General features: G+C 64.9%; 7 protein-coding genes and 1 tRNA gene. 3 read left to right on the plus strand and 5 right to left on the minus strand.

Translation table 11 applies throughout. The features are described from left to right. Positions 1–17: 17 nt before the first annotated feature. Positions 18–827 (minus strand): undecaprenyl-diphosphate phosphatase, encoded by an 810-nt coding sequence (locus OXR00_RS18265; RefSeq protein WP_267389650.1) that lies wholly within the window; start codon positions 825–827, stop codon positions 18–20. 67 nt (positions 828–894) lie between these two features. Continuing rightward, complete coding sequence (locus OXR00_RS18270; protein ID WP_242153317.1) at positions 895–1,830, minus strand: complex I NDUFA9 subunit family protein; 936 nt, start codon at positions 1,828–1,830, stop codon at positions 895–897. Positions 1,831–1,962: 132 nt separating this feature from the next. Here OXR00_RS18270 and OXR00_RS18275 point away from each other — a divergent pair. Continuing rightward, positions 1,963–2,049, plus strand: a tRNA-Leu gene (locus tag OXR00_RS18275). Between the two features lie 333 nt (positions 2,050–2,382). On the opposite strand, the gene OXR00_RS18280 is transcribed toward OXR00_RS18275, so the two are convergent. Genes OXR00_RS18280 through OXR00_RS18290 form a run of 3 tightly spaced genes read right to left on the minus strand, consistent with a single transcriptional unit; the run spans position 2,383 to position 7,937 of the window. Further along, positions 2,383–4,641, minus strand: a complete 2,259-nt coding sequence (locus tag OXR00_RS18280) for a glycosyltransferase (RefSeq protein WP_267389651.1) — start codon at positions 4,639–4,641, stop codon at positions 2,383–2,385. 57 nt (positions 4,642–4,698) lie between these two features. After that, complete coding sequence (locus tag OXR00_RS18285) at positions 4,699–6,936, minus strand: tetratricopeptide repeat protein (RefSeq protein ID WP_267389652.1); 2,238 nt, start codon at positions 6,934–6,936, stop codon at positions 4,699–4,701. Then, a complete protein-coding gene (locus tag OXR00_RS18290) occupies positions 6,933–7,937 on the minus strand; it encodes a glycosyltransferase family 2 protein (protein ID WP_267389653.1) in 1,005 nt (334 codons plus the stop codon). The genes OXR00_RS18285 and OXR00_RS18290 overlap by 4 nt, the downstream gene beginning before the upstream one ends. A gap of 146 nt (positions 7,938–8,083) precedes the next feature. Here OXR00_RS18290 and OXR00_RS18295 point away from each other — a divergent pair, with 146 nt between their 5' ends. Next, positions 8,084–8,845 (plus strand): glycoside hydrolase family 75 protein, encoded by a 762-nt coding sequence (locus OXR00_RS18295; RefSeq protein WP_267389654.1) that lies wholly within the window; start codon positions 8,084–8,086, stop codon positions 8,843–8,845. A 192-nt stretch (positions 8,846–9,037) separates the two neighbouring features. After that, positions 9,038–11,440: a DUF3772 domain-containing protein gene (locus OXR00_RS18300; RefSeq protein WP_267389655.1), complete on the plus strand. Its 2,403-nt coding sequence runs from the start codon at positions 9,038–9,040 to the stop codon at positions 11,438–11,440. Positions 11,441–11,542 lie beyond the last annotated feature (102 nt).

The following is an 11,542-nucleotide window of genomic DNA, read 5'->3' on the forward strand; positions in this document are numbered from 1 at the left end:
ATAGGTCCGATGCGGTATTACCTTGCTAAGAGCCAGATCAGCGCAGCACCGCCAGCGACAATGCGATACCAGGCGAATGGCGCAAAACCGCGCTTGCCGACGATTCCAATGAACCACCGCACCACCAGCAGCGCGACAATGAAGGCGACCACGAAGCCGATCGCGATCGCGCCGAACCCAACCCCGCCGCCGCTCGCCAGCTCATGCCGGTTCTTGAACAGCTCCAGCGCGGTTGCCCCCAGCATGGTGGGGATGGCGAGGAAGAAGCTGAACTCCGCCGCGGTCCGCCGCTCGACCCCAAGCGTCAGCGCACCGAGGATCGTCGCTCCCGAACGGCTCACGCCCGGGATCATCGCCAGGCACTGGATGAAGCCGATCCCGACCACCTTGGGCAGCGGAATGTTGGCGACGCCGGCAATATCGCCTTCCTTTACCGTCCGTTCGATGAACAGGATCGCGAAGCCGCCGACGATCAGCGCGACGCACACTGTCAGCGGCGATCCGAGCAGTGCCTCGATCTGCTTGTGGAGCGCCAGCCCGATTACCGCCGCCGGCAGGAACGCGACGAGCAGGTTGCGCACGAACCGGATCGACAGCGCGTCGCCGCGCAGCAGCCCGGACAACACCGCCCAGAACGTCCGCCAATACAGTACCACGATCGCCAGAATCGCGCCGAGCTGGATGACGATGTTGAACACCTCCCAATAGGCGGCGTCATAGCCAAGCAGGGCGGAGGCGAGGATGAGATGCCCGGTCGAGGAGACCGGCAGGAACTCGGTCACGCCCTCGACGATGCCGAGCAGGATGATGGTCAACAGATCGGTCACGCAAGTCCCCCTTCCGGACGGCGCGAGATCGCGCCGCCGTTCCTATGCCGTCGCGATGCTCCGCCGTTCAGGCGGCAGCGCGCGCGCCGAACCTCCCGTTGCGGCGATAGCTGACCAGCCAGGTCGGCGCGACCGACGCGAGCGGGGTCGGGGATATTCCGAGATCAGCGAAGCCGGCCGCGCCTGAGCTGACGACATTGTCGTGCTGGAGCATCTTCCATTGATCCTGCGTGATCGGCGCACCGGGCAACGCACCGCCCATCGCGATCAGGCTGCCGATCGCATCGGGCAGTTCGAGGAAGGTCGGCTTGCGGCCGATCGCGAGTGCGATCCACCGCATCAGCGCACCCATCGTCATTACGTCGGGGCCGCCCAATTCGATGGTCTTGCCTGCCGCCAGTTCGGGATCGGCAATCGCAACAGCGACCGCGTCCGCGACATCGCCGACGAACACCGGCTGGAAGCGGGTCTGCGCGCGCAACACCGGCACGAACCGCGTGCTCGCGATCATCGATGCGAAGCGGTTGAGGAATGCATCCTCGCGCCCGAACACGACCGAGGGGCGCAGGATCGTCGCTTGCGGGAACGCCGCTCGCACTGCGGCCTCGCCTTCGCCCTTGCTGCGGCCATAGGCCGAGTCGCTGTTGGCGTCCGCACCGATCGCCGAGACATGGACGAGCGTCTGCACCCCGGCCGCGCGTGCCGCTTCCGCGACGACGCGCGCGCCCTCGACATGCACCTTGGAGAAATTGCCCGACAGGATACCGACCAGGTTGACCACCGCATCCGAGCCCGCAATCGCATGGGCGATCGTCTCGGGCTTGGTCACATCGGCGCCGACGAACTGGACGTTGCCGAACGTGCCGAGCGGTTTGAGGAACCACGCCGCGCGCGGATCGCGCTGCGCCACCCGCAGGCGGACCTCGCGCTTCAGCAGCGCCTGCGCGACATAGCGGCCGAGAAAGCCGCCGCCGCCGATCACCGTCACCAGCTTGTTCTTCATGCCCGTAGATCCCTCATGCTGAGCCCGCGAAGCGTACCGATGCCGCTTCAAATCACGCAAAAGCCCTTGCCCCAGCAACAGGGCTGTTGACAAGGCCGCGCGACCCGCCCTAAAGGCCCGCCCCTACCCCGTGCCCAGATGGCGGAATTGGTAGACGCACCAGCTTCAGGTGCTGGCGATCGCAAGGTCGTGGAGGTTCGAGTCCTCTTCTGGGCACCAGCACTTCTCATGTGCTTGCAGTCTCTCGGGGATCGTTCAAGGAACGACCCCCGGAGAGCATCTGCTACCCTGCTGGATCGTTCTGTAATCTGGCGTTCTCTTCGGATTGACCGCTTCGCTGTGGCGCCGCGTCGATTTGCGGGAGTGGTGGCCCGGATCGAGATGGGGATCGAACCTGTCTGCGCTATAGCTGGCCTGCCGGTCGATACGATGCCGATGCAACCGTCGATCCACGAGCCTGCCGAACATCCATTCCGATCTGCTCGCCACCCGTTTGTCGCAGTAGCCCGCGCACTCTAGTCGCGGCGTATCGCCGCTACGACCAGACGCCGGTTAGAGCCCGTTCAGCATCTTCAGGCCCATACTGTAGATCGTCGGCATGCCATGCTCGATATACAGCGTCCGCGCGTAATCCTCGATCACATCGGCGCGATAGGCGGTCATGTCGTTACCGAAGCGCAGCACCACATAGTCCACCTCCAGCGCCGCCAGCAGCGCGCGCTGTTCGTCGGGTTCGAGGCACTGAATCTCGAAGTGGATGACCATCGGCAGCGCGCCGTAATCAAGGATGTCGAGGATGATCGCCTTATCCATGCCCTCGGCATCGACGACGAGGATGTCCGCCGCGCGTCCGCCGGTTTTGGCCAGTACGTCTTGATAGGTGACGACCGGCACTGCGATCTTGTCGATGCAGGACTGGATTCGCGACTTCATTGCTTCATCGACCGTCTTGCCGCCGATCGCATTCTTGTCGTCGTAGATGGAGGACAGGCCGATCACCCAGCGCGGCAGGTCCAGTTCCGCCACCCGCGTCGGATTGATGGCGTTCAGTATGAGTTCGCCCGGTTCGGTTCCATATGCGAAGGGCAGCAGCAGCGCGTTGCGGTTGTTGCGATATCCGCGCTCCAGCGCCGAGAACATGTAAGGATTCGGCTCCAGCAACACCGCCGGCGGATCGTAGTTGATCATCACCGGCCGTAGCGGGTCGACCAGCATGCCGTCGGCCGCGCCGATCTGCCATACCATCCGATCGCCATCACGGTCGAGCAGCCAGGCGACGATCTTGCCGAATTCAAACGCGATCCGGTCTTCCGCATCGATCGACATATCTTGATGCAGCACTGCCGCGGTGGCGACGCTGCTGGTGCGGATCTCGCGCATTCCGGCGATCAGCAGGCCGACATCCTGCGACCATTCATCATCATACCCGGCGAGGATCGTGGCGGGTTCTTGCAAATCACCCTTGCCGAGCAGATCCATCGCCTTGTCCTTGCGCGCCTGCGCGGGAAGCCAGGAGCCACCCCAGACGTGGATGCCGAAGCTGTTTCCCAGCGTGCGTCGGCGCACTGCCGACAGCGGCTGGTCGTAGAGGTAGGGGTAGAACGCCTCGGTTCCGAGCCGGCGGTGCGCATGCCGTTTCAGGAATGCGCCAAACAGCCATGGTCCGGTCGAGACGTTGGTGCGCGTCTCATCAAGGTCATGCGTCATGATATGGTCGAGCAGTTCGCGGAAGATCGCGTGGCCCTTCGGCGCGCTGATGAAGCTGTTTGTGCAGTAATCCGTCGAGGCGTCCTCATTGCAAACGGTCAGTATGCGCGACATCTCGGCGGGGTCAAAATGCTGATACGGCATGATGTCGCAATCAAGGTAAATGCCACCAAAGCGATAAAGGATCTCGTAGCGCGCGATATCGGCGCGCATCGCGAAAACGGAAATAGTCTCGATCTTCTCGCGCGAAATGGTCAGTGTTGCCACGTCGGCGTCGGTCCAGGTGATAAAGCGCGCCTGCGGGAACTGCCGCTGCCATGCCGCCCAATAGGCCTCGTATTGCGGCGGGATCGGCTTGTCTCCGAACCAGACCCGGTGGAACAGGCCCTGCTGCAAATCCGGGTCCTGCACCGCCGCCGGGGCGACCGGCTGCGCGTCGGGGGCCGGTTCCGGCGTAGCCAAAGGGGCGAGCGCCTGCTGGTGGATCACGTCGTAAGCGCCGCGCGTCGACCCCCAGAGTTGGTGCGCGTAGACGGGATCGAGGCCGTCGTAGGTGATGCCGGTGAAATGCTCCGGGATGAAATAATGGCTCGGATAGATGCGCAGGCGGATATAGCCGTACGTGCGATAGGCGTCGGTCAGGCGCTGCGGACCGACGCTCTGCCACGCCATGCGGTCGACGACGGTCGTCTCGGCCGCGATGTCCTTGATGATCTGGCCGACAAACGGATTTCCGGCTTCGCATCCGAAATAGCCCGCAGCGATCAGCCCTGGCCGCGCGACTTCATTCTCCCACGCTGCAAACGCGGCGCATTCGAGGAGAAAGTCGTCGAGCGGACGGATGCAGATGCTGTCGGCATCGACCAGCACGCCGCCGTGGCGGTAGAGGATTTCCCAACGCATCATGTCGGCGACGCCGTTGAGTTCGCGCGTCCACATTGCGTCCATATGGGCGCGGTTGATCCATTCGGTGGCGGCGAAATCCTGATTGCCCCACAGTCGGAACTCCCAATCCGGGTGCAGGGCGCGCCAGGTATCGATGCAATTGTCCGGCCGCTTTGCGTCGTCACCGATCCAGATGACGTGGATGCGCTTTGGAATCATGGCGGCTTTACCTTCTTGGCCGGGTCCGGATGCTTGCCGAGGGGTAAACAGGCATGTTTAAATTTGCGTTATCGTGATGGGCGCGGGGAGCAGCCCGTCAAGACGGCGGCGGTGCGCGCTCTCGAACGCCGCCTCGATCGCACGGGCGTAGCGAGGCGTGTCGAACAGCGGCGTGCAGGTCCGATTGGCACCGAGCCGCGCCTTGATCGTCGCCAGCTTCGCCGGATCCGTGGCGAGGTCGAGCGCGGTCGCTTCATACTCCGCCTCGGTTTTCGCAACCAGATCGTGCAGATCAATCGCGTTGAGCAGGCTCGCGGCGACACGTGCGGCGAACTGGCGGCCAATCAGGGTGAGCACAGGCAGGCCGCCCCATAACGCATCGCTGGCGGTGGTGTGTGCGTTGACCGCGAAAGTATCAAGGAAGAGGTCCGCATGGGCGTGACGGGCGAGATGGTCGGCATGCGGCAGTTTGTCGGCGAAGATCAGTCGCTCGGGATCGACGCCACGCGCCTGCGCTTGCTTGCGCAGGTTCGCCTCCGCAGTGGCGTTGCCGCGGATCAGCCACAGCACGCTGCCCTCAACCGCGCACAGCAGCCGCATCCAAATCGCCCATTCGCGCGGGCCAATCTTCCAGTGCTGATTGAAGCAGCAGAACACGAAGCCGGCCGCCGGCAAGCCAACCGCAGTGCGGTCCGCAGGGCGTCGGCCGATCGGACGACGGTCGTCGTTCGGCTGGTAGCTGCCCGGCAGGCGGATGACGCGCTCGCTATAATGCGCCTCGTCGTCGGGCGGGATCACCGTCGCATCGGCGATGATGTAGTCGAGGAAACCCGCGCCGATTGACCCGGGATAGCCGAGATAGCCGATCTGCACCGGCGCCATCCGCCGCGCAAACAGGCCGGAGCGTGCGTCGCGGGTATGGCCCTTCAGGTCAATCGCGATATCGAGCGCGTGGCTGCGCGCCAGAGCGACCGCCTGTGCATCGGTGAGCGCGTGCAGATCATGGAAACCGTCAAGGTACGTCGATACGTGCTGGCGCAGGCCTTCATCTGTGTCGGCACCGAAACTGTAGGCGTGAATCTCGAAGCGGCTCCGATCATGCTCGCGCAGCAGGCCGGCGAGCAGGTGGATGGTCGCGTGATCGTGAAAATCGGCGGAGAAATACCCGAGCCGGATTTTGGCGCCCGGCAGCGGTGGCGTCAAAGCGGTGTCCGCTTCGTGGGGCAGAGCTGCGGCGAAAACGCGCGCTCTAGCCAGGCTCCGCGCGGGATCGTTCTCGAACGGCAGTGCGGTGAACGGCGCGATCGGCTCGACGCCAGACGCAGGTTCGATTGGCAGGGCGGCGAATGTGTCGCGCGCGGACCAGTCGCACAGATGCGCGTCGAGGCTCAACCGCCGCGCGCGCAAGGCGGTATCGTCGGGGTGCAGCGCCAGTGCGTGCGTGAAGGTGGCATGGGCCTCCTCCAGCGCCCCGGCCAGCGAAAGGGCGGTGCCAAGGTTGACGAGCGACGGCACCACGTCCGGCGTGACCGCGACCGCCTGCCGGAAAGCCGCGACGGCAGCGTCGCGATCGCCCATCTCAAGGTGCGCATAGCCGAGATTGGTCAGGGTATCTGCATGATCCGGCCGCACCGCCAGTGCCCGCGAATAGAAGGCGACCGCTTTGCCGAACGCGCGCCGCTCACGCAGCAGGTTGCCGAGATTGTAGAGCGCGTCGGCATGATCGGGCCGCAGTGCCAAGGTGGTGTGGTAGGCAGCTATCGCCTCATCGTCGCGGCCCTGCGCACCGAGCAGATTTGCGAAATTATAGTGCGCCTCGACCAACTCGGGCCAAAGGGCGAAGGCGCGGCGATGGCAATCCTCGGCCTCCGCGAGCCGCCCCTGCCGCCGCAACGCAACCCCGAGATTGGTGTGAATGACCGCATCGTCAGGTTGCGCTGCCAGCACGGCGCGGAACGCCGCCTCGGCACGCGCGGCATCGCCGACGCCAAGATACGCGGCGCCGGCTACCCCGTGCAGCGCCGTCACGTGTGGGAAGCGCGCGATCAGCGCCTCGGCGTCTCGGGCTGCCTGCGCGTGGTCGCCCCGTGCATAGCTGGCCGAGACCGCTGCTACGCCGGCTTGCAGAACGGCGTTGTCGTTGTCCGGGGGGGCGAGGCGGGCTAGCCCCTCGACCGCCTTGCGGTTGCCTGGGTAGCGCGCCAGCACCTCGCCGAGGAGGCGCCGCGCTTCCGCCACATCGCCACGCCGCTCGGCGCGTTTCGCCTTGGCGAAGATGGTGTCCGTTCCGCTCATCCCAGCACCGCCAGCTGTGCGCGCACGACACCCAGATTATGCGCGGCAAGGTGGCTGCCGCGCCCGGCGACGCTGCCTTCCAGTGCTGGCCGCTCGCCAATCGCAAGGCAGCGCTCCCATGCACTGCTCGCCAGCGGTAGCCATTGATCGATCGCTTGTCGGGGATCGGCAATTGCCTGCTCGAGCAGCACATCGCCAAGCACGAAGAAGAAGTCGGGCGATTGCGCCCAATTGCCTAATTCGGCATCGGCGAAGTCGAGCGCATCCTGCAAGTGCCCCGCCCTGGAGAGAGCCTGTATCGCGCAGACGACGAGTTCGTGCCGCCAATTGGCATCGGCGGGAGTCACCGCCAGCGCCAGCGCATAGTGGGTGCAGGCGTCAGCTCTGTCCGCGCGCATGTCGGCATCCTTGCCAAGCTGGTAAAGCAGGTAGGGATCGTTGGGGCGTTCGCTGAGGTCGCCGAGCAGCAACGCGTGGTTGCGGCCATGCTTGCCGGTGATCTGCGCGCCGAGATAGCCGTCGTGGCCAAGATGCAGGTCGATCCGCGCGCGCGGCAGATCGGAGGCGACCTGCTCATGCACGCGGCCTTGATAGCGCGCGCCGCGTGGCAGCACGCGCGTGATCCAATTGCGCGTGGTGGATGCTCCTTCGGCATCGCTATGGATACACACGCGACCAAGCCGGGGCGGACTCGCGCACCACGCGCGAAGGTGTTCGCCACCGCTGTTGAGCCACTCGTCGGCGTCAAGCACGAGATTGAAGTCGGCGTCGGCGAGCGCAAGCGCCTGATTGCGGGCAACCGCGAAACTGTCCGGCCATGTCATGTGATGCACCTCCGCGCCCGCGCTGCGCGCGATGGCGGGGGTGTCGTCGGTTGAGCCTGTGTCCAGCACAACCATGCGATCGACCCACGGCGCAACGCTGTCGAGGCAACGCGCGATGCAGCGCGCCTCGTCTCGGACGATCAGCGCGGCGGCAAGGACAGGACGGCGCTGCGGCATGGGTTTCTCGATCAAGAGGGTGTTGCCGCTCTTGTCGCAAGTCATGGTTAACAAACGCTTGAACATCGCGGTGGTGCGTTCGCGTTGCGGAGCCATATGCTTGCACGGCAGTTCTCATGTGATCGTTTCCCGAAGGATTGTGCATCTTGAAATCCGGTCTTCTCGCGGTGATCCTCGCCACGTGTGCGATCACGCCCGTCTGCGGAGCGCCCGTGACGGGCTCTGCCGGCGTTGCTGCGGGTGTGGTGATCGACGAAGCGTATCGCCGCGAGTTCGGCGTGTGCGATCGGACCGATACGTTCTACGGGCACGCAGTGCACGGGTGTCGCAATGATCCCAACGCGGTAACGATGCTGCGGCGACGGGCGGATGGCGCGATCGTCTATGTGTCGAAGCTCGCGGTTGACCTTGATGGCTCGCCGTTCGCCTGTAGCCCGAATCATGGCGCGATGGATCAATGTCCGACCTCGCTGATGCTTCCGGACGGTAAAGGCGGGGAGGTGCCGGTCGACGCCGATGCGGTGCCTTATGTGGTGATTCCATGGGCGGGTCCGCGCGATGTGCGGGGCAGGTTTACCGCCCTGACCGGCGTGCGTACCGGTGATTTCGGGTACGTGATTTATCACGGCGTCACTGTGCCCGTGATCGTCGCCGACACCGGCCCCTTCGAGAAGCTCGGCGAAGGATCGCTCGCGCTGCATCGTGCGCTCGGGCGTGAACTCTGCGCCGCACGTGACCGCAAGGGACGGTGTACGCAGGTCGTCGATCCGATGGAAAGTATCGGCGGCGACGTCACGACCGTGCTGTTTCCCGGCAGTGCGCGCCATGACCTGACACCGACGACGATAGCCACGACGATACGATCGGAGGTTGCGCGGCTGCGCGCATCCGAGAAGCACACGGGCTAAGCGGCGATCGCGGCTTGAAACTTTAGCACGCCAGGCGGGCCCGCCGCTTCGACGGCGGGGTTGGATGCAGCGGCCCGCACACGTTGAGTCGGCAGGGGCGGTTTGATACGGAGCATCCACATCTTTTTGGCAGTATATTTCCTGGCTCCTGTCCGGAGCCGCTGCTCTGGTTCGGGTGGCAAGGAGGCGCGGTTGCGACGACCTGTACGCGTGACGACACGGTGGCTGCTGTGCGCGCTGTCGCTGATCCTGATCGGCGTGCCCGCGTCGGCGCAAACGCCGCCGGTCGCCGCGACCGTCGCGCAGATCGGCCAGGCCGAACACGATCTCGGTGCAGTCGACCGGGCTCTGGATACCCGCGTCGATGATGAGAAGCGCAAGGATCTGCGCACGAGCGCGATGAAATCGCAGCAAAGCGCGCGCGATGCCGCCGGTGCGCTGGAGGATCAACTGACTCTGGTGCAGGCGCGGTTGACCGAGCTCGGTGGCGCCCCGTCGGGCGGTGGTGAAGCGCCGGAGCTGCACAACCAGCGGGCCAGTCTGACGCGGCAGCAGCGCACCATCGACGTCGCGATGCGCCGTGCCAAGCTTGCCGATGTCGAGGCGCAGCAACTGCTCGACGAGATCGACCGCAGCCAGGCCGAACAGTTCGGCCAGACGCTCGCCACCCGCGTCGATTCGCCGCTTACCCCGTCCTTCTGGGCCAACGTCATCGCGGCGGTGCCGCGCGATGTCCGGCGCACCAGTCTGTTCCTGTCGCAGGGCGGCACGCAGATCCGCGCGCAATGGCGTGGTGGGTGGCCGTGGCAGGCGTTTGTCGGTCTGGCGCTCGCGATCACGATCCTGTTCCCGCTGCGTCGTGCGACCCGCCGCGCAGGCCAATCGTACCTGATTGAAGACGCACCCGGCCACCGTCTGCGCCGGTCTGCGAACGCACTGTGGCGGGTCGCGACCGGTACGTTGTCGCCATTGTTGGCGGCGGTGGCGGTGGTGCAGGGCATGCGCTGGGCCGGGTTGCTGCCGAGCCGCTGGAGCAGTCTGCTCGACGCATTGGTGGTGGCGGGCGGATATGCGGGCTTCAGCGCGGCCGTGACCGGCGCGGTGCTGATGCGCAGCCAGTCCTCGTGGCGAATCGCGCCGATCGACGACGAAACCGCGCGGCGTCTGCGCCCGCTGTCGCTGCTGCTCGCCGGGCTGGCTGGCGTGAGCATCGTCGTGGATGCTTTCAACACCGCGATCGGCGCCAGCGGTGCCGCGATCGTGTTGACCGAAGCGGTCAGTGCCATGCTCCACCTTCTGCTGGTCGGCGCTTTGTTGCTCTCGCTTGGGCGGTTGCGTGGGCAGCGGGTCGATCAGGAAGATGCGAACAGTCTGTCGGTGAGTGCGACGCTGGGCGCGGCGATGCTGATCCTATGGGTGGCGGTAGCGGGCGCCTTGATCGCGCTGGTGCTCGGTTATGTCGGTTTCAGCGTATTCGTCGGTCGCTTTCTGGGATGGACGGCGGTGTTGGGCTGCGCGTTGTACCTCATGACGAAGGCCGTCGACGATTTCTCGACAACTGTGTTCGTGCGCAGCAGTCGGGTGGGCCTGACCTTCACCCGTGCCTTCGGGGTGCGCGGCAGCGTGGTAGAGCAGTTCGGCATCCTGTTGTCCGGCTTTCTGCGACTCGCACTGGTTGTCGTCGCACTCGGGCTGTTGCTGTCGCCGTTTGGAACAGGCGGCGGCATCGGGACGCTGTTCGGTCGGCTCGGCACGCTTACGCAAGGGCTGGAGATCGGCGGGGTGGCGATCTCGCCTGGCGTGATCCTGCGCGGCGTCGTGGTGCTGTTCGTCGGGCTTGCCCTGGTGCGTGGTCTGATGGGCTGGCTGGAGAACCGCTACCTGCCCGCGACCGACCTTGACGGATCTAGCCGTAACTCGGTCAGCCTTGTGATCCGCTATCTCGGTGTCGCGCTGGCCGTACTGTGGGCGCTTTCATCGCTAGGGATCGGCGTCGAGCGTATCGCCTTGCTGCTCTCGGCGCTGTCCGTTGGTATCGGTTTTGGCCTTCAAGCGATCACGCAGAACTTCGTCTCCGGCCTGATCCTGCTTGCTGAACGCCCGATCAAGATCGGCGATCTTGTGCGTGTTGGAACTGACGAAGGCGATGTGAAGCGAATCAGTGTGCGATCCACGGCGATTGAGCTTGGCGACCATTCGACACTGATCGTGCCGAATTCCGAGCTTATTACCAAGTCGGTCCTCAACAAGACGCTCACCGGCCCGCTCGGGCGCGTGCAGATCCAGTTTTCGGTGCCGCTCGGTACGGATGTCGACGCCGTCGAGCGAATCGTACTGGAAGCTTACACCGAGGAGGAAGCGATCCTCTCTGCGCCGCCGCCCTCGATCTTCATCGACTCAATCGTCGACGGGCGCATCGTATTCAACAGCTTCGCCCATGTGAGTGGGCCGCGCGCTTCCTACGGGGCGCGAAGCAACGTGTTTAAAGCCGTGCTGCGTCGGCTGCGGGAAGAGAACATCGATATCGGCACCGTCGCGCAGCGCCTGGAACTTCTGACGTCCCCGTCCGAACCAAAGGCTGAACAGCAGGAGTAGCGCGCCCTCAGGTGGCGGACATGTCCCGGGGCGGAGTTGTGGTCGAGCAAACGTTTAGCTCTGGTCCGTGGGCAGGGAACGGAAAAAGTTCGGAATGTTGGA

The sequence above is a fragment of the Sphingomonas sp. GC_Shp_3 genome, from assembly GCF_026540945.1.
GTDB lineage: Bacteria > Pseudomonadota > Alphaproteobacteria > Sphingomonadales > Sphingomonadaceae > Sphingomonas.

What these genes read in the sequence shown, in the direction of transcription:
- OXR00_RS18270 (WP_242153317.1), bottom strand. Translation starts at nt 1,830, where the DNA reads ATGAAGAACAAGCTGGTGACGGTGATCGGCGGCGGCGGCTTTCTCGGC.
- OXR00_RS18285 (WP_267389652.1), bottom strand. Translation starts at nt 6,936, where the DNA reads ATGAGCGGAACGGACACCATCTTCGCCAAGGCGAAACGCGCCGAGCGG.
- OXR00_RS18280 (WP_267389651.1), bottom strand. Translation starts at nt 4,641, where the DNA reads ATGATTCCAAAGCGCATCCACGTCATCTGGATCGGTGACGACGCAAAG.
- OXR00_RS18290 (WP_267389653.1), bottom strand. Translation starts at nt 7,937, where the DNA reads ATGCCGCAGCGCCGTCCTGTCCTTGCCGCCGCGCTGATCGTCCGAGAC.